Here is a 22113-nt window from a genome sequence, read left to right as displayed (position 1 = left end):
AGTCGGACTTCCGACTCGGGCGGCGCCCCCCTCAACGTGTGCGGAAGCCCCCGAGGCTCCCGGCCGGGCCTACCTAGTCCCGCCAGCCGCCGGGCCCGCCGTCCCCGCCCCCGATGACCCCGGGCAGGTCCGGCCACGGGTTGTCGTCGTCATCGTCGTCGCCACCGCCGCCACCGTTGTGGCCACCGCCGCCGTTGCCGTTGCCCGGCTTCCCGTCGTCGTTGTCGCCGCCGCCGTCCCCGTGATCCCGGTCCCGGTCCTTGTCCCGGTCGCCGGGCAGGCGCACCGTCTCGAAGTCGGGGTCGGGCTTGCCCGCGAGGGCGCCGCTCATGGCGTCGCGCCAGATCGGGCCGGGGACCTCGCCGCCGAAGACCTTGCCGTAGGGGCGGCCGCCGATGGAGATGTTGACCATGCGGCGGTCGTGGGCCGGGTCGCCGACCCAGACGGCGCCGGACATGTTCGGGGTGTAGCCCGCGAACCAGGCGGCGTAACGGAAGTCCGTCGTACCGGTCTTGCCCGCGCTGTCGCGGGAGCCGAGACCGGCCTGCTTGCCGGTGCCGTCCTCGACCACGCCCTTGAGGAGGGTGTTGATCGTGTCGGCGGTCCGCTCCGACATGGCCTGCGAGCACGTCGACTTCGGCACCGGCAGCGACTTCCCGCCGAGGGTGCGGATCGACTCGATGGCGATCGGCGTGCAGTACTTGCCGCGCGCGGCGAAGGTCGCGTACGCGCTGGCCATCGTCAGCGGCGACACCTCCTGGGTGCCGAGCGCGATCGACGGCGCCTGGTCCATCGGCTTGCCGTTGGCGCGCTCGACGCCCATCTTGGCGGCCATCTTCGTCACCGGGCAGATGCCGATGTCGCCGATCATCTCCACGAAGTAGGTGTTGACCGACTTCGCGGTCGCCTCCCGCATGCGGTAGGGGCCGACCTCGGACTCGTTCTCGTTGGTGAGCTTCTGGTTGCCGAAGTTCCGCCAGGTCTTGCCGTCACAGGCGGAGACCCGCTCGGGGTAGGGCATCTCGTACGGCGAGTCGTACCGCTTGCCCGGCGACATGCCGCGCTCCAGGGCCGCCGCGGCCACGATCGGCTTGAACGTCGAACCGGGCTGGTAGCCCGCGCCGCCGCCCATGTTGTCGTCGACGGAGAGGTTGATCTCCGTCTCGTTCTTGTTGTAGCCGAACGGGCGGGACTGGCCCATGCCGAGGATCTTGCCGCTGCCGGGCTCGACGATGGTGGCGGCGGTGGCCACGTCGTCGGTCTGGTAGACGTGATCCTTTATCGAGTCCTGCACCGAGGTCTGGGTCTGCGGGTCCAGCGTCGTCCTGATGCGCAGGCCGCCGCGGTTCCACAGCTTGGCGCGGGCCTCCTTGGTCTTGCCGAAGACCGGGTCGCTCTTGAAGACCTTCTCGACGTACTTGCAGAAGAACCCGGCGCCCTTCACGGCCGTGATGCAGCCGTTCTTGGGGCGGCTGACGTCCAGGCCGAGCTTGGTCCGCTTCGCCTCGTCGGCCTCGCGCTGCGAGATGTCGTGCGTCTCGGCCATGCGCTGGAGCACGACGTTGCGGCGCTGCTTGGCCTCGGCCGCGTCGTTCACGGGGTCGTAGCGGCTCGGCGACTGCACGATGCCGGCGAGGAGGGCCGCCTCCTGGAGCTTCAGGTCCTTGGCGGGCTTGGAGAAGTACCGCTGGGAGGCGGCCTCGACGCCGTACGCCTGCTGACCGAAGTACGTGATGTTCAGGTAGTTCTTCAGGATCCGCTTCTTGCCGAGCTCCTCCTCGACCTGGATCGCGTACTTCAGCTCGCGGATCTTGCGGCCGAGGGTCTGCTGGGTGGCCTGGGCGACCTTGTCGGGGTCGTCGCCGGCCTCCTCCACGAAGACGTTCTTCACGTACTGCTGCGTGAGCGTGGAGGCGCCCTGCGCGACGCCGCCGCTCTGCGCGTTCTGGTTCACCGCGCGCAGGATGCCCTTGAGGTCCACCGCGCCGTGCTCGTAGAAACGGGAGTCCTCGATCGCGACGATCGCCTTCTGCATGTACGGCGAGATGCGCTTGAGCGGCACCACCGTGCGGTCGCGCGAGTACACCGTGGCGATGGCGCCGCCCGCCGAGTCCAGGATCGTGGTGCGCTGGCTGAGCGGCGGCTGCTTCAAGTTGGCCGGGATCTCGTCGAAGCCCTCGACCGACCCCTTGGCCGCGAGACCGATCACGCCCGCCGCGGGCAGCGCGATACCGGCGAGCACCGCGCCCGCGAGCACGCTCACGCCCAGGAACTTGGCGGCCTGCTGCGCGGGGGAGAGACCACCGCCCGATCGCTTGTTTGCCATGAGGGCAGCCTACGTTCTGATTCGCCGGACACACGTATATGCCTTGGCCTAAGCTGCTCTCAACTGTCACAACAGTGCGGTCGCGCAACAAGACCCGTGCCGTTCCCGGAGATGCCGGAATCGATGTCCGAATCCGCCTCGTCCGTCTCCTCGCGTCCGCTGTGACCCAGCTGAACTGCCCGCATTTGCCGGGTTGGTCACGCATGTCGCCAGCTCACTCCGTCGGGTGATCTGCCGCTTACGCATAGTCCGTTCGGGCCATTCAAGATTGGGCCCGCAGGGGGTGTTGCGCTGTGCCCACCTTCCGTAACGTCCTCAACTGGCGGCGGTGAATATGCCGCTGCCGCCGTGGGGGAGCCTCGATTCGGGAGAGGACGGCGCCGGTATGGGCTGGGTAACCGACTGGAGTGCGCAGGCCGCCTGCCGCACTACCGATCCGGATGAACTGTTCGTACAAGGAGCAGCGCAGAACAGGGCCAAGGCGGTGTGCACCGGCTGCCCGGTGCGCACGGAGTGCCTGGCCGACGCGCTGGACAATCGCGTCGAGTTCGGCGTGTGGGGTGGCATGACAGAGCGGGAGCGGCGCGCACTGCTGCGCAGGCGTCCCACGGTCACCTCGTGGCGAAGGCTCCTTGAGACAGCACGCTCCGAGTACGAGCGTGGCACGGGCCTGCTGCCCGTGGACTTGGACGACGAGGAGACCTACGAGAGCTACGCGGCCGTGGGCTGAGCCCCCGGCACGAGGCACCACGTCACACAGCACCACGCCACGTGGCAGCACGCCAGGAAGCACCACCTCACGTGGCACCACGCACCATCCGACGCAGCACCCACCGCCGGCCACCGGCCCCCAGGAGTGCCGCCGCTCACAGGCGGCACCGGGGCCGCCGGGGCGGCCTGACGCAAGAGTCGTGCGACACCTGACGTATGGGCTGTACGCCAGGTGATTCGACAGGGCGTGTCAGGACGGACGGTGTCCCGTGCGGCAGGAGTACGACGCGCGTGCGCTCACGTCTGGACGGGCGGTCACGCCCGGTCACCTGCCGCTCCCGACGCGAGCCGTTCACCGATCGCGCGCAGGCCGTCGAGGTCGTGCACGTCGCCGGGCAGCGCGGCCACCTCCGCCACGGCCACCTCCGGGTGCAGCGCCGTGAAGCGGTCCCGGGTGTGCCGCTCGCGGGCGAGCAGCCGCATGCGCTCGGCGTGCAGCCGCAGCAGCCCCGCGGTCAGCTGCTCGACGGACGCGCCGGAGTCGTTGTCTTTGGTTGAAGGAGAAGTGCCGTTCGCCTCAGGGGAGTTGGGAGCCTCGGACTCTGAGGAGTTACGCAGACCAACCTTCCCGTCCTCCTGATCCACAATGCCGACCTCGCCAAGATTTTCCTCAAGCCCCTCCGCCGCGGCCAGCGCCCGCTCCGCCGACAGCTCGGCGGCGCCGCTGCCGTGCACCCGGTTCAGGACCAGACCCGCCAGCGGCATGTCGTCCGCCGCCAGCCGCTCCACGAAGTACGCCGCCTCGCGCAGCGCGTCCCGCTCCGGCGACGCCACCACCAGGAACGCCGTCCCCGGCGCCTGAAGCAGCCGGTACGTCGCGTCGGCCCGCTTGCGGAAGCCGCCGAACATCGTGTCCATCGCGGCCACGAAGGTCTGCACGTCCCGCAGGAGCTGGCCCCCGAGCAGCTTGCCGAGGGCCCCCGTCATCATCGACATCCCGACGTTCAGGAACTTCATCCCGGCCCGGCCGCCCACCTTCGCCGGGGCCATCAGGAGCCGGATCAGCTTCCCGTCCAGGAACGAACCCAGCCGCTTCGGGGCGTCCAGGAAGTCGAGGGCGCTGCGCGAGGGCGGGGTGTCCACCACGATCAGGTCCCACTCGTCGCGGGAGCGCAGCTGCCCCAGCTTCTCCATCGCCATGTACTCCTGCGTGCCCGCGAAGCCCGCGGAGAGCGACTGGTAGAAGGGGTTGGAGAGGATCGCCCTGGCCCGGTCCGCGTCCGCGTGCGCCTCGACGATCTCGTCGAAGGTGCGCTTCATGTCGAGCATCATGGCGTGCAGTTCACCGGTGCCCTGGACGTCCTTCACCCGCCTCGGCACGTTGTCCAGCGAGTCGATCCCCATGGACTGCGCCAGCCTGCGCGCCGGGTCGATCGTCAGGACCACCACCGTGCGGCCCCGTTCGGCGGCGCGCAGGCCGAGGGCGGCCGCGGTGGTCGTCTTGCCGACGCCGCCGGAGCCGCAGCACACCACGATGCGGGTCTTCGGGTCGTCGAGCAGGGCGTCGACGTCGAGCGGATCACATGCCGTGTCGAGGCTCATGAAACCCCCTGCTGTCGCAGTTCGGTGGCGAGTTCGTACAGACCCCCCAGGTCCAGGCCGTCGGCCAGCAGGGGCAGTTCGTGCAGGGGCAGGCCGTGCTCGTCGAGCACGGCCCGCTGGGCGCCCTCCAGGGCGTACCGCTCGGCGTACTCGGCCGCCTGGGCGAGGAGGGGGTCCACGAGCCGTCCCGCGGCGCCCCGGGCCCCGCCGAGCCCCGCGGCCGCCAGGGTCTTGGCGATGGCCGTACGGGGCGTGCGCTCCAGGCCGAGTTCCAGCTCCGCCTCGTCGAGGAGGGCCGGGCGGACCATGTTCACGATGACGCGGCCCACCGGAAGGCCGGCGGCGCGCAGTTCGGCGATGCCGTCCACGGTCTCCTGGACGGGCATCTCCTCCAGGAGCGTCACCAAGTGCACGTTCGTCTCGGGCGACTTGAGGACCCGCATGACGGCCTGCGCCTGATTGTGTATCGGCCCGATCTTCGCGAGCCCCGCCACCTCGTCGTTCACGTTGAGGAAGCGGGTGATGCGGCCGGTCGGCGGGGCGTCCATGATCACGCAGTCGTACGCGTACCGCCCGCACTTGTCCTTGCGGCGCACCGCCTCGCAGGCCTTGCCGGTCAGCAGGACGTCGCGCAGACCGGGCGCGATGGTGGTCGCGAAGTCGACGGCGCCGAGTTTCTTCAGGGCGCGGCCCGCGCTGCCCAGTTTGTAGAACATCTGGAGGTAGTCCAGAAGGGCCAGTTCGGGGTCGATGGCGAGGGCGTACACCTCCCCGCCCCCCGGAGCGACGGCGATCTTCCGCTCCTCGTAGGGCAGCGCCTCTGTCTCGAAGAGCTGCGCGATGCCCTGCCTGCCCTCGACCTCCACGAGGAGGGTGCGTTTCCCCTCCGTCGCGAGGGCGAGCGCGAGGGCCGCGGCCACCGTGGTCTTGCCGGTACCGCCCTTGCCGCTGACGACCTGGAGCCTGCTCACGTATTCGAGCCTAACCAGTCGCCCGGCGGGCTACGCATGAGGCCCGGGACGTCAGGCGTTCGTGAGGCCCCCGCCGGCAGGCATTACAGTCGCCGTATGACCAAGTGGGAATACGCAACCGTGCCGCTGCTCGTCCATGCCACGAAGCAGATTCTGGACACCTGGGGCGAGGACGGCTGGGAGCTCGTCCAGGTCGTGCCCGGGCCGAACAACCCCGAGCAGCTGGTGGCCTACCTGAAGCGGGAGAAGCAGGCATGAGCGGCGTGGTCGAGGCCCGGATCGCCGAGCTCGGTCTGACCCTGCCCGGCGTCGTCCCGCCGCTCGCGGCGTACCGGCCCGCGATCCAGTCGGGCGTGTACGTGTACACGGCGGGCCAGCTGCCGATGGTGGACGGCAAGCTGCCGGTCACCGGCAAGGTCGGCGCGGAGGTCACGCCGGAGGAGGCCAAGGACCTGGCCCGCACCTGCGCGCTGAACGCGCTGGCCGCGGTCAAGTCGGTCGCGGGCGAGCTGGACCGGATCGCGCGCGTCGTGAAGGTCACCGGCTTCGTCGCCTCGGCCCCCGACTTCACCGGCCAGCCCACCGTCCTCAACGGCGCCAGCGAACTCCTCGGCGAGGTCCTCGGCGACAAGGGCGTCCACGCCCGCAGCGCGGTGGGTGTCGCGGTGCTCCCGCTGGACGCGCCGGTCGAGGTCGAGATCCAGGTGGAGCTGCTGCCGCAGTAGCGGTACGCACCAGCTGCCTCTCGAACATCCGCACCACACCGGATAGCCTCCGCCCATGGCGAATGGGCAGTGGTACCCACCGGAGTGGCCCGACCGTGTCCGTGCCCTCGCGGCGGGCGAACTGACGCCTGCCGCGCCCCGCCGGGCGGCCACGGTCATGCTCCTGCGGGACACGCAGGGCACACGGGACACGCAGGGCACGCGGGCCCAGCGGGACACCGGCGCGGGCCCCGAGGCGCACCTCGCGGGCCCCGAAGTGCACATGCTCCGCAGATCCACCTCGATGGCCTTCGCGGGCGGCGCCTACGCCTACCCCGGCGGGGGCGTCGACCCCCGCGACGACGACCACCACGTCCGCTGGGCGGGCCCGCCGCGCACCGCGTGGGCGGCCCGCCTCGGCGTGGACGAGGCGGCGGCCCAGGCCATCGTGTGCGCGGCCGTCCGCGAGACGTTCGAGGAGGCCGGCGTACTGCTCGCCGGGCCGACCCCGGACACCGTCATCGACGACACCACCGGCGACGACTGGGAGGCGGACCGCGTCGCCCTGGTCGCTCGCGAGGTGTCCTTCGCCGAGTTCCTGGACCGCCGCGGCCTGGTCCTGCGCAGCGATCTGCTCGGCGCGTGGGCCCGCTGGATCACCCCGGAGTTCGAGCCGCGCCGCTACGACACGTTCTTCTTCGTCGCCGTCCTACCCGAGGGCCAGCGCACCCGCGACGTCTCCACGGAGGCGGACCGCACCGTCTGGATCCATCCCCGGCGGGCCGCCGAGCGCTACGACCGCGGCGAACTCCTGATGATGCCGCCGACCATCGCCACGCTGCGCCAGCTCGACGGCAGCACCACAGCCGCCGCTGCCCTGGCCGCCGCCGCGTCGCGCGACCTGACCCCGGTCATCGCCCGGGCCCGCCTGGAGGACGGCGAGCTGATCCTGTCCTGGCCGGGCCACGACGAGTTCACCAAGCACATCCCGGTGGGCGGCACGGCATGAGGCGACCGGCCGCCGCCCCACGGCACCGCACCCACCCGGACCCGACGGGAGTCACCCCCGCATGACCGAAGCAGCCGCACTCCCCGGCCAGCCCCGCGGCGGCGTCCTCAGCGGCCCCGCCACCGCCCGCGCCGTCAACGTCCTCGCGCCCAACCCGTCGGCGATGACCCTGGACGGCACCAACACCTGGATCGTCACGGAGCCCGGCTCCGGCCTCGCGGTCGTCATCGACCCCGGCCCGCTCGACGAGGCGCACCTCGCCCACGTCGTCGCGACGGCCGAGAAGCAGGGCGCGCGGGTCGGCCTCACCCTGCTGACGCACGGCCACCCCGACCACGCCGAGGGCGCCGCGCGGTTCGCGGAGCTGACGGGCACCAAGGTCCGCGCCCTGGACCCGGCGCTCCGCCTCGGCGACGAGGGCCTCGCGGCGGGCGACGTGATCACGACGGGCGGCCTGGAGCTGCGCGTCGTACCGACGCCCGGGCACACCGCCGACTCGCTCTGCTTCCATCTGCCCGCCGACCGGGCCGTCCTGACGGGCGACACGATCCTCGGCCGCGGCACGACGGTCGTCGCCCACCCCGACGGCCGCCTCGGCGACTACCTGGACTCGCTGCGCCGCCTGCGTTCCCTCACGGTCGACGACGGAGTGCACACGGTGCTCCCGGGCCACGGCCCGGTCCTCGAGGACGCCCAGGGCGCCGTCGAGTTCTATCTGGCGCACCGGGCGCACCGGCTCGCCCAGGTGGAGACGGCGGTCGAGAACGGGCACGTGGCGCCGGGCGACGTGGTGGCGCACGTGTACGCGGACGTGGACCGCTCGCTGTGGCCCGCGGCGGAGCTCTCGGTGCGGGCGCAGCTGGACTACCTGCGGGAGCACGGGCTCATCTAGGGATGTCCGGTGGGTCGCCACGGCGCGGGCCCGACGGGCGCGCCGGGGGACTTCCTAGTGCGCCCCGGGCCAGCCCTGCTCCGGGCGCGGGGCCTTCACTCCGTGTACCGCCGTGTACTCCTCGGCCAGCCACGGCCCGATCACGTCGGTGTACTCCCGCAGCGCGGCGGCGTCGGCGGCCGGTTCGAGGGCCATGGCGGCCGCCGCCCGCATCGGGTCGGCCCACTGGGGGTAGTACCGCGCGAACACCTCCGCCATCTCCGTGAGGTCGCTGGTCCAGCCGCCCCAGCGCGGCATGACGAGCGTGAAGCCGGTGCGGACGAGGTGGCGGGAGGCGCCGCGGACCAGGGCGCGCAGGGCTTCGGGGTCGTCGGCGGCCGCGGCGGCCCGGTCGCGCCAGCGGGGCAGGAACAGGGCGAGGTCGCCGTTGGTCTCACGTGCGAGGAGGTCGTCGGGCCGGTAGCGGGGCAGGAATTCGGCCAGGTCCTCGCCGAGCAGGGGCGTGCAGAGGCAGGCCACGAACCAGCCGAGGTCGTACGTCTCCAGCTCGCTCAGGACGGCCGCGCGGCTCGAGAGCAGGATGCCCACGCCGTCGACCTCGGTGAACTCCTTGTCGACGGCGGTGGCGACGGCGTCCGCGTCGGCGCGGTCGTCCGGGGTCGGCTCCGCGCGCAGGACGAGCAGCAGGTCGAGGTCGGAGCGGCCGGCGCGGGCGGCGCCGCGGGGCACGGAGCCGTACAGGTACGCGCTGTCGAGGCGCTTGCCGAAGGTCTCCGCGACCCGGTCGCGCGCGGCGGCGACGGCGGCCCTGAAGGCGTCGCCCACCCGCCCCAGCGAGCCCTCACGCTCGATGTAGCCCTGACTGTCCAGTCCCCGACTGACGGTGCCCATGGGCCCACTGTGCAGCGTGCGGTGCCCCGGGGCACGTAGATTCCGCCCTGAAGTCGACTGGTGGCGCGGGGCGTGCGGGTACCTGCGGGTGCTGGAACGCGTCCGCGGGGACCCTGCGGGGATACGACGGCGGGGCCGCCCCCGACTCCAGGGGGCGGCCCCGATCGCGTACGGAGCGCCGGGCCCCGTACGAGAGCAGAAACAGCGTCAGCGCGACCGCTTGGCCAGGCGCTCCACGTCGAGCAGGATCACCGCGCGGGCCTCCAGGCGCAGCCAGCCGCGGCCCGCGAAGTCCGCGAGGGCCTTGTTGACCGTCTCGCGGGAGGCGCCGACCAGCTGGGCCAGCTCCTCCTGGGTGAGGTCGTGCACCACGTGGATGCCTTCCTCGGACTGCACGCCGAAGCGGCGGGACAGGTCGAGCAGGGCGCGGGCCACGCGGCCGGGGACGTCGGAGAACACCAGGTCCGACATCTGGTCGTTGGTCTTGCGCAGGCGCCGGGCGACGGCGCGCAGCAGGGCGGCGGCCACCTCCGGGCGGGCGTTCAGCCAGGGCTGGAGGTCGCCGTGGCCGAGGCCGAGCAGCTTGACCTCGGTGAGGGCGGAGGCCGTGGCCGTGCGCGGGCCCGGGTCGAAGAGCGAGAGCTCACCGATCAGCTCGCCGGGGCCGAGCACCGCGAGCATGTTCTCGCGGCCGTCGGGGGACGTGCGGTGGAGCTTCACCTTGCCCTCGGTGACCACGTACAGGCGGTCTCCGGGGTCGCCCTCATGGAAAAGCGCGTCCCCGCGCGCGAGCGTCACCTCACTCATGGAGGCGCGGAGCTCCGCGGCCTGCTCGTCATCGAGCGCCGCGAAGAGCGGGGCGCGCCGCAGAACGTCGTCCACGAGTTCTCTCCTTGTCGACCTGCATCAGGGGACCGTGCCCCCAGTTTGCCGGACGGTTCAAACAGTGTGATCAGTCACTCAAGTCTGCCGCACTTGTGACGGGGGCAATGCGGAAGGGGGCCAATTGGGGGCCGATCCGGGGGACCGGCGGCGGATACGGACGTCCGGACGTGGGTCGGACACCTGCTCCCTGGCCCGTGAGAGCACAGGCCACGGCGACAGCGGTCACGGGTACGCCCGGCGATTCTGCTGTGGGCGAACACGCTTACGTTACCCCGAGGAACCGGACAAATCGGGCGTTGGGTGGGGTGTGGGAGGGAGTTGGCCCCAGGTGGGCCGAGGGTGTTTCGGGGGCGCGCCGGGCGTGGCGGCGGAGTGCGTGCCGGAGCGTGCTCCTCGGTGCGCCCGGACGGGTGCGTCGACTTTCCGCCAACGGGGGCGGGGTGGCGCGGGGCGGGGCGGGGGCCGGGGCGGCCGCGGGGGTCCCGTTCGGCCCGCTTGACGATCTCCGGCGCGTGACAACTGCGCATCTCCGCCGTCCGTGTCAGTGACGGCCCGTACGCTGGCGCCATGGCGAAACGAGGCGTGTCAGAAGGCTCCAGGGACGGAGGCGGGACGGTGCCGAGGACGGCGGGGAAGGCGGCCTCGGCGAAGAGCGCCGCCGAGACGGCTTCCGCCAAGAAGACGGCCCCCGCGAAGAAGACGGCGCCCGCGAAGAAGGCGGCCCCGGCCAAGAAGGCAGCCTCCGCGAAGGCCGCGCAGGCCGCCGCCCCCCTCAAGAAGCCCAGACCCCCGCAGTCCCACACCGCCCTCGTGCGCCAGGCCCGGCGGATCAACCGCGAGCTGGCCGACGTGTATCCGTACGCCCACCCGGAGCTGGACTTCGAGAACCCCTTCCAGCTCCTGGTCGCCACCGTCCTGTCGGCCCAGACGACGGACCTGCGGGTGAACCAGACCACCCCCGCCCTCTTCTCCCGGTATCCGACGCCCGAGGACCTGGCCGCGGCCAACCCCGAGGACGTCGAGGAGCTGATCCGCCCGACCGGCTTCTTCCGCGCCAAGACGCGGTCGATCATGGGCCTGTCGGCGGCGCTGCGCGACGACTTCGGCGGTGAGGTCCCCGGCCGCCTCGACGACCTGGTCAAACTGCCCGGCGTGGGCCGCAAGACCGCCTTCGTCGTGCTCGGCAACGCCTTCGGAGTCCCGGGCATCACCGTGGACACGCACTTCGGCCGCCTGGTGCGCCGCTGGAAGTGGACGGAGGAGACCGACCCGGACAAGGTCGAGGCCGTCGTCGGCGGGCTGTTCCCGAAGAGCGACTGGACGATGCTCTCGCACCGCGTGATCTTCCACGGCCGCCGCATCTGCCACGCCCGCAAGCCCGCCTGCGGCGCCTGCCCGATCGCCCCCCTCTGCCCGTCGTACGGAGAGGGCGAGACGGACCCCGAGAAGGCCAGAAAGCTCCTGAAGTACGAGATGGGGGGCCTGCCCGGCCAGCGGCTCAACCCCCCGCCGGGCTATCCGGGCAAGGCGGCCCCGCCCCTGGGCGCCGCCGGGTGACCCGGGGGCCGGGAGCGCGCCCCGGGGATCACGGGGACGAGGAACCATCAGCGGGCCGACAGGCGTTGTGCAGAGACGGACGGGGGTGCCGATGACGCACGCGAGCGATACGCACACAGGCGAGACGGACATGAGCGACGGTCAGGACCAGGACGCGGCGCGCCCCCGGGGCCCCGCGACCGACCCCGCGCGCCACGCCGCCCACGACCCCGCGACCGACCCCGTCCGCCGCAACGGCCACCACGCCCTCACCGCCCAGGGCCTGCTCTCCGCCGAGGGCCTGCCCTCCTGGCTGACCCCCGTGCTGCGCGCCGTCGAGAGCGTCCGCCCCGACCAGCTCAGCCGCTTCCTGCCGCCGAAGGACGGCGCGGGCCGCCAGTCCGCCGTCCTCATCCTCTTCGGCGAGGGCGAGCAGGGCCCGGAGCTGCTGCTCATGGAGCGGGCCAGCTCGCTGCGCTCGCACGCGGGCCAGCCGTCGTTCCCCGGCGGCGCCCTCGACCCGGAGGACGGCGACCCGCGCGTGGCGGGCCCGCTGCGGGCCGCGCTGCGCGAGGCCGAGGAGGAGACCGGCCTCGACCCGAGCGGCGTGCAGCTCTTCGGCGTGCTGCCGAGCCTGTTCATCCCGGTGAGTGACTTCGTCGTGACGCCGGTGCTCGGCTGGTGGCGCGCGCCGAGCCCGGTCGGCGTCGTGGACCCGGCCGAGACGGCCCGGGTGTTCACGGTCCCCGTGTCGGATCTCACGGACCCGGCGAACCGCGCGACGACGGTCCACCCGAGCGGCCACAGCGGCCCGGCGTTCCTCGTCGAGTCCGCCCTGGTCTGGGGTTTCACGGCCGGGCTCATCGACAGACTGCTGCACTACGCGGGTTGGGAGCGCCCCTGGGACCGAGGGCGCGAGGTCCCGCTCGACTGGGGCTCATGACAAGGTTGCGGGGACCGGGCCGACCGGGGCCCGGAGCCGTGCGTACCGCCCGCGGGGCGGGCGCGAGGACCGTGACGCGCGGAGACCGCGAGGCGAGGCGGGGAATGATGCGAGGCGAGGACTGAATTCCGTGAACGTGCTGGACATCCTGCTGCTGCTCGCCGCCGTGTGGTTCGCGATCGTCGGCTATCGCCAGGGTTTCGTCGTCGGCATCCTCTCGGTGATCGGCTTCCTCGGCGGTGGCCTCGTCGCGGTGTATCTGCTGCCGGTCATCTGGGACGCCTTCACCGACGAGGGGGCGAGGGTCAGCACGACCGCGGCCGTCGCCGCCGTGGTCGTCGTCATCGTCTGCGCCTCCGTAGGCCAGGCCTTCACCACCCATCTGGGTAACAAGCTGCGCCGGTACATCACCTGGCAGCCCGCCAGAGCCCTGGACGCCACCGGCGGCGCGCTGGTCAACGTCGTCGCGATGCTCCTCGTCGCCTGGCTGATCGGCTCCGCCCTCGCGGGCACCACACTGCCGACGCTCGGCAAGGAGGTGCGCAACTCCACGGTCCTGCACGGGGTCTCCCGCACCTTGCCGAACCAGGCGGACACCTGGTTCGCGGACTTCTCCTCCGTCCTCGCGCAGAACGGCTTCCCGCAGGTCTTCAGCCCGTTCTCGAACGAGCCCATCAAGGACGTCCAGCCGCCGGACCCCAAGCTCGTGGGCAGCAAGGTCGCGGCGAACGCCAAGCGCTCCATCGTGAAGATCAGCGGTGACGCGCACAGCTGCGGCAAGGCCCTCGAAGGCACCGGCTTCGTGTTCGCCCCGCGCCGCGTGATGACGAACGCGCACGTGGTCGGCGGCGTCGACGAGCCCAAGGTGCAGATAGGGGGCGAGGCCGAGAAGTACGACGCCAAGGTCGTGCTCTACGACTGGGAGCGCGACATCGCCGTACTGGACGTGCCGACCCTGCCCGCCCCGCCGCTGCAGTTCACCTCACGCGACGCCCAGAGCGGCGACAGCGCGATCGTGGCGGGCTTCCCCGAGGACGGCCCCTACGACGTGCGCTCCGCGCGCGTGCGCGGCCGCATCACGGCCAAGGGCCCCGACATCTACCACCGGGGCACGGTCCGCCGCGATGTGTACTCGCTGTACGCCACGGTCCGCCAGGGCAACTCCGGCGGCCCGCTGCTCACCCCGGACGGCAAGGTCTACGGCGTGGTGTTCGCCAAGTCGCTCGACGACCCGGACACCGGGTACGCCCTGACCGTGGACGAGGTGCGCGAGGACATCGAGCGCGGCCGCACCGCCAACCAGGAGGTCGACAGCCAGGGGTGCGCGCTCTAGGCGCGCCCCTGGGGGAGCCGCCTCGCGGTGGAGTGGGTGTGTGCGGGTCAGTCGCGGGTGTGCCGCAGCCGCGCGGACATCCAGCGGGCCCGGCGGCGCAGAATGCGGGGGATGCCGATGGCCTCGGCGGAAGCCGCGTCACCGGGGTGTCCCGGATCGTGCGGGCCGCCCCTCTCGTGGCCGTTCACCACGGTGGCCGTCCGGCGCTTGCGTGCTACGTCACTGTAGTCGTGCGTCCAGCCCATACCCGGACGTGTGCCCGTGCCTCAAGGTCGGTAACCGCGCCCAAGGGCCCCAATTGGCCTATGCGGCGGGCAATTGGCGTTCGTAGGACAGTAGTTCCCTGCGGGGGTGACGAACCGTGACGAACGGGCTACCGGTCCGGCACCGGCGTACGGTCTACGGTCCGGCACCGGCGTACGGGGCTACCGGTCCGGCTCGGGGTCCTTCAGCCAGGACACCAGCTCGTTGGAGAACGCCACCGGGTCCTCCTCGTGCGGGAAGTGTCCGAGGCCGTCGAACAGCCGCCACCGGTAGGGCGCTTCGACGTACTCGCCGGATCCCGCCGCGCTGCGGGTGCGCATCACCGGGTCCAGGGAGCCGTGCAGATGCAGCGTCGGCACCCGCACCGGCCGCTTCATGCGCCGGTTGAACTGGATCCCGTCGGGCCGGGCGAGGGAGCGCACCATCCAGCGGTACGGCTCGATCGAGCAGTGCGCCGTCGAGGGGATGCACATGGCGCGGCGGTACGTCTCCACGGCCTCGTCGTCCGGCAGGCTCGGCCCCGACCAGTCCCGCACCAGGCGCCCCACCAGGGCCCCGTCGTCCGCGACCAGCTGACGCTCCGGCAGCCACGGCCGCTGGAAGCCCCACACGTACGACCCGGCCGCCGTCTGCTTGCGGTCCCGCAGCATCGCCGCGCGCCAGCGCCGCGGGTGCGGCATCGAGGAGACGGCGAGGCGGCGCACCAGCTTGGGCCGCATCACGGCGGCCGTCCACGCCAGGTAGCCGCCCAGGTCGTGGCCGACGAGCGCGGCGTCGGGCTCGCCGAGGGACCGTACGACGCCGGTGATGTCCAGGGCCAGGTTCGCGGGGTCGTAGCCGCGCGGGGTGCGGTCGCTGCCGCCCACCCCGCGCAGGTCCATCGCCACCGCCCGGAAGCCCGCGTCGGCGAGCGCGACGAGCTGGTGCCGCCAGGCCCACCAGAACTGCGGGAAGCCGTGCAGGAGGAGCACCAGCGGGCCCTCACCGGCCTCCGTGATGTGGAAGCGGGCACCGTTGGCGGCGACGTCCCGGTGCGTCCAGGGGCCCTCGATCCGTACGGCCGAGGGGGGCGTCGCGGTGGTCCTGTCCGGGGGTGGGCCTTGGTCCGTCATGAAGTCGAGCGTGCCACAGCGTCGGCCCGCTCACCGGCCTCCAGCTCAAGGGCGCCCGCAGGGGCCACGGCGCGCGGATGCGGCTTGACGTTCCCGAGCACGGCGGCGGTCTCCTTGGCGGCGGCCGCGGCCTTCTGGGGGCCCTTGCCCCGCGCGGCCTTCTTCGCGTAGATCACGCCGATCCATGCGAGAAGTCCGGCCACCAGGACATTCGCCGCGAACGAAAGCACGAAGCAGATGGCCATGTTCCAGCCGCTCCAGGTGCGGATGCCGTAGGCCAGGGCGAAGCTCAGCATCGGCAGCGAGAAGATGAGGACGGCGGTGGCCGCGATGAACGCGGCACTGCCGATCGCACCGCGCTTGACGTCCTGCGTCAGCTGGGCCTTGACCAGCGCGATCTCATCGTGCACCAGCTCCGACATCTCTTTGCTCGCCGCGGAGACGAGCTGGCCGAGGCTGCGTTCGGTGCCGACGGGACCGTCGGGTGCGCTCATCGCTTGCTCCTCATTTTCTCTGACGTCTGCTCTGCGTTCCGGTCAGATCAGATCATGCCGGACCATCGTGCGTGTCGCTCGATCCGGCTGACAGTCGAGCAAGTCTGCGGTGCTCGGCGGCCTTCTTGTCGTAGATCTCCGCCATCCGCAGGTGGTAGTCCGGATCGTCCTGTTCGTAGATGTCGGGGATGCCGCTCTGGTCCTCGTCGCGCTCCTCGTCCTCCCACAGCTTGCGGTACTTCCGGTTGCGTACCTTCAGCAGGACTCCGGAGACCACGGCCGCTATCAGCGAGCCGACCAGCACCGCGGCCTTGATCTCGTCGGTGAGCAACGGGTCCTCGCTGAACGCGAGTTCCCCGATGAGCAGCGAGACGGTGAAGCCGATGCCCGCGAGCGAGGCCACCGCGAACACGTCCGGCCAGGCCAGGTCCTCGTTCAGTTCGGCCTTGGTGAAGCGGGCGGCGAGCCAGGTGCCGCCGAAGATGCCGACGGCCTTGCCGACGACGAGGCCGAGCACCACGCCGAGGGTCTCCGGCTTGGTGAAGACGTCGCCGAGCGCTCCGCCGGAGACGGCGACACCGGCGCTGAACAGCGCGAACAGCGGAACGGCGAGCCCGGCGGAGAGGGGGCGTACGAGATGCTCGATGTGCTCACCGGGGGAGTGCCGCTCGCCGTCCTCCTTGTGGCAGCGCAGCATCAGGCCCATGGCGACACCGGCGATGGTGGCGTGGACGCCGCTGTTGTACATCAGGCCCCAGATGACCAGGGCCAGCGGAACGTAGATGTACCAGCCGCGCACGCCCTTGCGGAGCAGCAGCCAGAAGACGGCGAGGCCGAGGACCGCGCCGCCGAGCGCCGCGAAGTTGAGGTCGCTGGTGAAGAAGATCGCGATGATCATGATCGCGAAGAGGTCGTCGACGACGGCGAGGGTCAGCAGGAAGGCCCGCAGCGCCGACGGCAGCGAGGTGCCGATGACCGCGAGGACGGCGAGCGCGAAGGCGATGTCGGTCGCGGTCGGCACGGCCCAGCCGTCCGTGGCGCCGCCGCCGAGGACGTTCACCAGGGTGTAGACCAGCGCGGGCACGGCCATGCCGCAGATCGCGGCGATCACGGGCAGCGCGGCGGCCTTGGGCTCCCGCAGATCGCCGGCGACCAGCTCACGCTTGAGCTCGATCCCGGCGACGAAGAAGAAGACGGCGAGGAGTCCGTCGGCCGCCCAGTGCTGTATGGACAGGTCGAGGCCGAGCGAAGCGGGTCCGAGGTGGAAGTCCCTGACGCTCTCGTAGCTCTCCTTGATCGGGGTGTTCGCCCAGATCAGGGCCGTGATGGCGGCGACGAGCAGGAGTACGCCACCGACGGTCTCGGTGCGCAGCGCCTCCGCGACGAAATTGCGCTCGGGCAGGGAGAGGCGTCCGAGTACTTTGCGGTTGTTGCTGGCGGGCGCGGCCACGAGAGTCGACCTCCGGTCGGTAGGCAGGGCTGAGCACTTGCCGACCAGACTTCCCGGCGCACCTAGGCGTTTCTTGTCGCGTTGTTGACGTTGATCCTTAGCTTACCTAATCGTGCGCCTGGACTTATCCGGCGATTTTTACTTTAAGCACAAAAGAGGCACCCGGCGCGGGTGGCGCCGGGTGCCTCTCGGAGGGTCTGGCGGGTTTAGTCCTCGCTCGGCGCAGCCGGCAGCTTGGACTGGATCAGGTCCATGACGGACGAGTCCGTGAGCGTGGTCACGTCACCGAGCTGACGGTTCTCCGCGACGTCCCGGAGGAGTCGCCGCATGATCTTCCCGGACCGCGTCTTCGGCAGCTCGGCCACCGGCAGGATCCGCTTGGGCTTGGCGATGGGACCGAGCGTCGTCCCCACGTGGTTGCGCAGCTGGCCCACCAGCTCCGCGTCCTCCGCGTTCGCCGTGCCGCGCAGGATCACGAACGCGACGATGGCCTGGCCCGTCGTCTCGTCGGCGGCGCCGACGACGGCGGCCTCCGCGACGGACGGGTGCGACACGAGCGCCGACTCGACCTCGGTGGTGGAGATGTTGTGCCCGGAGACGAGCATCACGTCGTCCACCCGGCCGAGCAGCCAGATGTCCCCGTCGTCGTCCTTCTTCGCGCCGTCCCCGGCGAAGTACTTGCCCTCGAAGCGCGACCAGTACGTGTCGATGAACCGCTGGTCGTCACCCCAGATGGTGCGCAGCATCGACGGCCACGGCTCGGTGAGCACCAGATAGCCGCCGCCGCCGTCGGGCACCTCGTTGGCCTCGTCGTCCACGACGGTCGCCGCGATCCCGGGCAGCGCCCGCTGCGCGGAGCCCGGCTTGGTCTCGGTCACGCCGGGCAGCGGCGAGATCATCATCGCGCCGGTCTCGGTCTGCCACCACGTGTCCACGATCGGGCAGCTGTCGGCGCCGATGTGCTTGCGGTACCAGATCCACGCCTCGGGGTTGATCGGCTCGCCCACCGACCCGAGCACCCGCAGGCTGCTGAGGTCGAACTTGGCGGGGATGTCGTCGCCCCACTTCATGAACGTACGGATCGCCGTCGGCGCCGTGTACAGGATCGTGACCCCGTACTTCTGCACGATCTCCCAGAAGCGGCCCTGGTGCGGGGTGTCCGGCGTGCCCTCGTAGATCACCTGGGTCGCGCCGTTCGAGAGCGGGCCGTAGGTGATGTACGAGTGTCCCGTGACCCAGCCGATGTCGGCCGTGCACCAGTAGACGTCGGTCTCCGGCTTGAGGTCGAAGACGGCGTGGTGGGTGTAGGACGTCTGCGTCAGATAGCCGCCGGAGGTGTGCAGGATGCCCTTCGGCTTCCCGGTCGTCCCGGAGGTGTAGAGGATGAACAGCGGCTGCTCGGCGTCGAACGCCTCGGGTGTGTGCTCCGGCGACTGCTTGCCGACGACGTCGTGCCACCACAGGTCGCGGCCCTCGGTCCACGCCACGTCCTGCTTGGTGCGCTGGACGACGAGCACCTTCGCCACGCCCTCCACACGGCCGACGGCCTCGTCGACCGCGGGCTTGAGGGCGGTCGGCTTGCCCCGGCGGTACCCGCCGTCGGCGGTGATGACGAGCTTGGCGTCGGCGTCCTTGATGCGCGCGGCGATCGCGTCCGCGGAGAAGCCGCCGAACACCACCGAGTGCGCGGCGCCGATGCGGGCGCACGCCAGCATCGCCACGACCGCCTCGGGGATCATCGGCAGATAGACCGCGACCCGGTCGCCCGCGGTGATCCCCAGCTCGGTCAGGGCGTTGGCGGCCCGGCTGACCTCGTCCTTCAGCTCGGCGTAGGTGATGGCCCGGCTGTCGCCGGGCTCACCCTCGAAGTGGATGGCCACGCGGTCGCCGTTGCCCGCTTCGACGTGGCGGTCGACGCAGTTGTACGCGACGTTGAGCTTGCCGTCGGCGAACCACTTCGCGAACGGCGGGTTCGACCAGTCGAGCGTCTCGGTCGGTTCGGTGGCCCAGGTCAGCCGGCGGGCCTGCTCGGCCCAGAAGCCGAGCCTGTCAGCCTTGGCCTGTTCATACGCCTCCGCCTTGACGTTGGCGTGCGCCGCCAGGTCGGCCGGTGGCGCGAACCTGCGGTCCTCCTTGAGCAGGTTGGCCAGGCTTTCGTTGCTCACGACATCTCCCTTTCCCAGGGTGTCCGTTGTGTCCCAGACCACAGCTCATCAGACACTCGGCCCCGGTGACAAGGGCTTGCCGGAAATTGGTTTAGACCTCTACCGGATGAGCGGGTGGGACCTGGCTGAACACCTCGTCAGGTGCCTGCCCCGCACGCATCGTCTCACCTTCCTTTCTCCCTTCCTCCGCTCCCGCCGTGCCCTCGGCCAGCAGATATGCCTGGGCCTCGCCCACGTGGAAGTACATCCCGTGCAGTTCCAGATCCCCTTCGGCGAGCCGCCTCGACACCGCCTCGTGGGCCCGCAGGTGCTCCAACTGCTGGACGACGTTGGTGAGGCAGAGCTGCTCGACGGCGTCGGCGGGGGCGCGGCCCGCGAGCCGGGGCATACCGCGCAGGGTCTGCTGGGCGGTGCCGGGGCTCTGCGCGGCTGCGTCCAGGCCCTGACCGGCCGCCGTCCCGAGGCTCTGCTCGGCCGCCTCCGCCGTCTGTTCGGCCATCCGCTCCAGGCTCGGCAGGCCGTGCCGCAGCCAGCGCTTGAGCGGTGTCTGCGCTCCGGTCGGCGGTGTGTTGAGCAGCGCCTGCATGGCGCCGCAGCCCGAATGCCCGCATACGGTGATGGACTTGACCTGCAGTACGTCCACCGCGTACTCGATCGCGGCGGCCACCGAGTCGTCGCCGCTCTCGGCGCCGGGCAGCGGCACCAGATTGCCCACGTTGCGTACGACGAAGAGGTCGCCGGGGCCGCTTGACGTGATCATCGACGTGACGACACGGGAGTCGGCGCAGGTCAGGAAGAGCTGCACGGGCCGCTGCCCCTCGCGCGCGAGACGGGCCAGCTCGCCCCGCACCCGCGGCGCCGTGTTCTGCTGGAACGCGCTGATTCCCTTGGCCAGTTGATGCTGTTCGGGGCGGTCGGTGCGCGGGGGTTCCTGGGGGGTGTCGCACTGGTGGTTGCGCCAGGGCGTCCAGGGGCGGCAGCCGCAGTGGGCGGTGGCCGCGGGCTCCGTGATGCGCTGGCCGCCGCGGCCGGTGACCTCGGCGCTGCCGCCCTGCGCGGCGTGCGCGTCGAGCCAGCTGTGCAGGGTCTCGTACGCCGCGTGGTCCATGAAGGAGCCGTCGAGCTCCACGACGGCGTGCGCCCGCTGGGGGATGTGGTGCAGGCAGCGGCTGAGCCGGGGCACCGCGAGGAACGTCAACTGTCCCCGCACGTGCACGTGGTGCACGCCTTCCGAGTCCTCCTCACAGGTGATGCGGGTGCGGGCGAGGCGGTGCAGGGCGACGGCCACCGCCACGGCGACGCCCATCGCCACGCCTTCCAGGACGCCGAGGAACACCACGGCCAGGGTGGTGGCCGCGTACACGAGGACTTCGCGGTGGCGGGTGACCGTGCGGATGTGGTTGATGCTGACCATCTGGGCGCCGACGACCATGACGAGCGCGGCCAGGGAGGCGAGCGGGATCATCTCCAGGACCGACACGAGCAGCAGCGAGGCCGCTACTACCCAAACGCCGTGCAGCATCGTGGAGTTCCTGCTGACGGCACCGGCGCGCACATTCGCCACGCTGCGCACGGCGACGCCCGCGACGGGCAGTCCGCCGAGCGCCCCGGACACCATGTTCGCCATGCCCTGGCCGCGCAGCTCGCGGTCGAGGTCGGAGCGGCCCACCCGCTCCTGGGCGCCGGTGCGCTTGGCGGTGAGCTTGTCGATGGCGACCGCGCCGAGCAGTGACTGCACGCCGCACACCAGCGTGACCGTGAGCACGGCGGCGACGAGGCCGAGCGCGGGGCCTTCGGGCAGTCCGGCGAGGGCGTGCGTGCGCCAGGAGGGCAGGTCGACCTTGGCCACGGTCAGCGCGGCGAGTCCGGAGAGCGCGGTGGCCGCCGTGACGGCGACGAGCGGCGCGGGGACGGTCCGTGCGACGCGTCCGACGCGGCCGGGGATGCGGGGCCAGAGCACGAGGACGCCGAGGGTCAGCGCGCTCACGGACAGCGCGGCCGGGTGCAGCTCGGCCAACTGGGCGGGCAGTGCGCCGAGGTTGGCGGTCACGGAGCTCTGGGGGGTGCCGCCGAGCACGATGTGCAGTTGGGCGGCGGCGATGGTGACGCCGATTCCGGCGAGCATGCCGTGCACGACGGCGGGGCTCACGGCGAGCGCGGTGCGTGCCACGCGCAGGCAGCCGAGGCCGATCTGGGCGAGTCCGGCGAGGACGGTGATGGCGCAGGTCGTCCGCCAGCCGTAGCGCTGGATGAGGTCGGCGGTGACGACGGTCAGCCCGGCGGCGGGGCCGCTGACCTGGAGGGGGGCGCCGCCGAAGCGTCCGGCGACGAGGCCGCCGACGGCGGCGGCGACGAGGCCCGCCTGGAGCGGTGCTCCGGTGGCGAGGGCGATTCCGAGGGACAGCGGCAGGGCGATCAGGAAGACGGCGATGGACGCGGACACGTCGGCGCCCGAGACGCGGAACTTCTTGCGCGGCGGTGGCGCGTGGGGCTGCTGGGGGCGCGGGCCGTGCGCCGAGTCGGTGGCGCTTGTGGGGACGCAGGCAGACATGTTTCCCGTCTCCTCCGGGGCGGCGCGGTCGCGGAACAGGGGGTCCTCCGGCGGAATCCGGAGGGCGGGTCGCGGCCGTGGGTCACGGCGTTGCAGCGGCGGGATAACTCAACTCTCGGTAAACGAATCGTAATGCAGCGTAAAGGTCTTAGCCGGATCATCAGGGCAAATGGGGTAAGTGATCACTCTAATGAGTGAATAAAAATGCTCATCGGCTTGTCGGAATCCGCCACCCGTGTCCCCGTGCGAAGTTGCTGCCGTTCTGTCCCGACTT

General features: G+C 71.5%; 19 protein-coding genes. 8 read left to right on the top strand and 11 right to left on the bottom strand.

Annotation, left to right across the window (positions count from 1 at the left end; all coding sequences use genetic code 11):
- Positions 1-73 precede the first annotated feature (73 nt).
- Positions 74-2326, bottom strand: coding sequence for a transglycosylase domain-containing protein (locus ACFVHO_RS13020; protein ID WP_385712966.1), 2253 nt, complete (start codon positions 2324-2326; stop codon positions 74-76).
- Between the two features lie 385 nt (positions 2327-2711).
- Here ACFVHO_RS13020 and ACFVHO_RS13015 point away from each other — a divergent pair, with 385 nt between their 5' ends.
- Complete coding sequence (locus tag ACFVHO_RS13015) at positions 2712-3056, top strand: WhiB family transcriptional regulator (RefSeq protein WP_170316297.1); 345 nt, start codon at positions 2712-2714, stop codon at positions 3054-3056.
- Positions 3057-3352: 296 nt separating this feature from the next.
- On the opposite strand, the gene ACFVHO_RS13010 is transcribed toward ACFVHO_RS13015, so the two are convergent.
- Both ACFVHO_RS13010 and ACFVHO_RS13005 read right to left on the bottom strand, forming a co-directional pair.
- Positions 3353-4639, bottom strand: a complete 1287-nt coding sequence (locus ACFVHO_RS13010; RefSeq protein ID WP_385712964.1) for an ArsA family ATPase — start codon at positions 4637-4639, stop codon at positions 3353-3355.
- Positions 4636-5610 carry an ArsA family ATPase gene (locus ACFVHO_RS13005; protein WP_385712962.1) on the bottom strand — a complete coding sequence of 325 codons (975 nt, stop codon included), beginning with the start codon at positions 5608-5610 and terminating at the stop codon, positions 4636-4638. The genes ACFVHO_RS13010 and ACFVHO_RS13005 overlap by 4 nt, the downstream gene beginning before the upstream one ends.
- Before the next feature lie 96 nt (positions 5611-5706).
- Between ACFVHO_RS13005 and ACFVHO_RS13000 the strand changes: the two genes are divergently transcribed.
- The 4 genes from ACFVHO_RS13000 (at position 5707) to ACFVHO_RS12985 (ending at position 8215) form a co-directional block, all read left to right on the top strand.
- Positions 5707-5868 carry a DUF4177 domain-containing protein gene (locus ACFVHO_RS13000; RefSeq protein ID WP_003975360.1) on the top strand — a complete coding sequence of 54 codons (162 nt, stop codon included), beginning with the start codon at positions 5707-5709 and terminating at the stop codon, positions 5866-5868.
- Positions 5865-6335: a RidA family protein gene (locus ACFVHO_RS12995; protein WP_087885212.1), complete on the top strand. Its 471-nt coding sequence runs from the start codon at positions 5865-5867 to the stop codon at positions 6333-6335. The genes ACFVHO_RS13000 and ACFVHO_RS12995 overlap by 4 nt, the downstream gene beginning before the upstream one ends.
- 55 nt (positions 6336-6390) lie before the next feature.
- Complete coding sequence (locus ACFVHO_RS12990) at positions 6391-7323, top strand: NUDIX hydrolase (RefSeq protein WP_385712960.1); 933 nt, start codon at positions 6391-6393, stop codon at positions 7321-7323.
- Between the two features lie 61 nt (positions 7324-7384).
- Positions 7385-8215 carry an MBL fold metallo-hydrolase gene (locus ACFVHO_RS12985; protein ID WP_385712958.1) on the top strand — a complete coding sequence of 277 codons (831 nt, stop codon included), beginning with the start codon at positions 7385-7387 and terminating at the stop codon, positions 8213-8215.
- A 54-nt stretch (positions 8216-8269) separates the two neighbouring features.
- Here ACFVHO_RS12985 and ACFVHO_RS12980 read toward each other — a convergent pair whose 3' ends face one another.
- Positions 8270-9106, bottom strand: a complete 837-nt coding sequence (locus ACFVHO_RS12980; protein WP_385712956.1) for a nucleotidyltransferase — start codon at positions 9104-9106, stop codon at positions 8270-8272.
- Positions 9107-9313: 207 nt separating this feature from the next.
- Positions 9314-9988, bottom strand: a complete 675-nt coding sequence (locus ACFVHO_RS12975) for a Crp/Fnr family transcriptional regulator (protein WP_016642758.1) — start codon at positions 9986-9988, stop codon at positions 9314-9316.
- 570 nt (positions 9989-10558) lie between these two features.
- Between ACFVHO_RS12975 and nth the strand changes: the two genes are divergently transcribed.
- The 3 genes from nth (at position 10559) to ACFVHO_RS12960 (ending at position 13803) form a co-directional block, all read left to right on the top strand.
- Complete coding sequence (gene nth, locus ACFVHO_RS12970) at positions 10559-11548, top strand: endonuclease III (protein ID WP_385712954.1); 990 nt, start codon at positions 10559-10561, stop codon at positions 11546-11548.
- Between the two features lie 130 nt (positions 11549-11678).
- Positions 11679-12470, top strand: a complete 792-nt coding sequence (locus ACFVHO_RS12965; protein WP_385712953.1) for an NUDIX hydrolase — start codon at positions 11679-11681, stop codon at positions 12468-12470.
- A 130-nt stretch (positions 12471-12600) separates the two neighbouring features.
- Positions 12601-13803 (top strand): MarP family serine protease, encoded by a 1203-nt coding sequence (locus ACFVHO_RS12960; protein ID WP_385712951.1) that lies wholly within the window; start codon positions 12601-12603, stop codon positions 13801-13803.
- A gap of 47 nt (positions 13804-13850) precedes the next feature.
- On the opposite strand, the gene ACFVHO_RS12955 is transcribed toward ACFVHO_RS12960, so the two are convergent.
- From ACFVHO_RS12955 to ACFVHO_RS12930, 6 genes are all read right to left on the bottom strand, one after another.
- Positions 13851-14048 (bottom strand): hypothetical protein, encoded by a 198-nt coding sequence (locus tag ACFVHO_RS12955; RefSeq protein ID WP_289947739.1) that lies wholly within the window; start codon positions 14046-14048, stop codon positions 13851-13853.
- Positions 14049-14228: 180 nt separating this feature from the next.
- A complete protein-coding gene (locus ACFVHO_RS12950) occupies positions 14229-15179 on the bottom strand; it encodes an alpha/beta fold hydrolase (RefSeq protein ID WP_385712949.1) in 951 nt (316 codons plus the stop codon).
- On the bottom strand, positions 15176-15673 hold the full coding sequence (locus ACFVHO_RS12945; RefSeq protein WP_385712947.1) for a phage holin family protein: 498 nt from the start codon (positions 15671-15673) through the stop codon (positions 15176-15178). Before ACFVHO_RS12945 ends, ACFVHO_RS12950 begins: the two co-directional genes overlap by 4 nt.
- A gap of 52 nt (positions 15674-15725) precedes the next feature.
- On the bottom strand, positions 15726-17123 hold the full coding sequence (gene nhaA, locus ACFVHO_RS12940) for a Na+/H+ antiporter NhaA (RefSeq protein ID WP_385712945.1): 1398 nt from the start codon (positions 17121-17123) through the stop codon (positions 15726-15728).
- Between the two features lie 206 nt (positions 17124-17329).
- Entirely contained in the window at positions 17330-19330 is a 2001-nt protein-coding gene (gene acs, locus ACFVHO_RS12935; protein WP_385712943.1) for an acetate--CoA ligase, read from the bottom strand.
- A 49-nt stretch (positions 19331-19379) separates the two neighbouring features.
- Entirely contained in the window at positions 19380-21839 is a 2460-nt protein-coding gene (locus tag ACFVHO_RS12930) for a bifunctional SulP family inorganic anion transporter/carbonic anhydrase (RefSeq protein WP_385712941.1), read from the bottom strand.
- Positions 21840-22113 lie beyond the last annotated feature (274 nt).

This window comes from Streptomyces sp. NPDC127108 (assembly GCF_042677545.1).
Taxonomy (GTDB): domain Bacteria; phylum Actinomycetota; class Actinomycetes; order Streptomycetales; family Streptomycetaceae; genus Streptomyces.
Note: the sequence above shows the minus strand (reverse complement) of the source record. Positions and strands in the feature narration are given on the sequence as shown.

What these genes read in the sequence shown, in the direction of transcription:
- ACFVHO_RS13020 (WP_385712966.1), bottom strand. Translation starts at nt 2,326, where the DNA reads ATGGCAAACAAGCGATCGGGCGGTGGTCTCTCCCCCGCGCAGCAGGCC.
- ACFVHO_RS13015 (WP_170316297.1), top strand. Translation starts at nt 2,712, where the DNA reads ATGGGCTGGGTAACCGACTGGAGTGCGCAGGCCGCCTGCCGCACTACC.
- ACFVHO_RS13010 (WP_385712964.1), bottom strand. Translation starts at nt 4,639, where the DNA reads ATGAGCCTCGACACGGCATGTGATCCGCTCGACGTCGACGCCCTGCTC.
- ACFVHO_RS13000 (WP_003975360.1), top strand. Translation starts at nt 5,707, where the DNA reads ATGACCAAGTGGGAATACGCAACCGTGCCGCTGCTCGTCCATGCCACG.
- ACFVHO_RS12995 (WP_087885212.1), top strand. Translation starts at nt 5,865, where the DNA reads ATGAGCGGCGTGGTCGAGGCCCGGATCGCCGAGCTCGGTCTGACCCTG.
- ACFVHO_RS12990 (WP_385712960.1), top strand. Translation starts at nt 6,391, where the DNA reads ATGGCGAATGGGCAGTGGTACCCACCGGAGTGGCCCGACCGTGTCCGT.
- ACFVHO_RS12985 (WP_385712958.1), top strand. Translation starts at nt 7,385, where the DNA reads ATGACCGAAGCAGCCGCACTCCCCGGCCAGCCCCGCGGCGGCGTCCTC.
- ACFVHO_RS12980 (WP_385712956.1), bottom strand. Translation starts at nt 9,106, where the DNA reads ATGGGCACCGTCAGTCGGGGACTGGACAGTCAGGGCTACATCGAGCGT.
- nth (WP_385712954.1), top strand. Translation starts at nt 10,559, where the DNA reads ATGGCGAAACGAGGCGTGTCAGAAGGCTCCAGGGACGGAGGCGGGACG.
- ACFVHO_RS12965 (WP_385712953.1), top strand. Translation starts at nt 11,679, where the DNA reads ATGAGCGACGGTCAGGACCAGGACGCGGCGCGCCCCCGGGGCCCCGCG.
- ACFVHO_RS12955 (WP_289947739.1), bottom strand. Translation starts at nt 14,048, where the DNA reads ATGGGCTGGACGCACGACTACAGTGACGTAGCACGCAAGCGCCGGACG.
- ACFVHO_RS12950 (WP_385712949.1), bottom strand. Translation starts at nt 15,179, where the DNA reads ATGACGGACCAAGGCCCACCCCCGGACAGGACCACCGCGACGCCCCCC.
- ACFVHO_RS12945 (WP_385712947.1), bottom strand. Translation starts at nt 15,673, where the DNA reads ATGAGCGCACCCGACGGTCCCGTCGGCACCGAACGCAGCCTCGGCCAG.
- ACFVHO_RS12930 (WP_385712941.1), bottom strand. Translation starts at nt 21,839, where the DNA reads ATGTCTGCCTGCGTCCCCACAAGCGCCACCGACTCGGCGCACGGCCCG.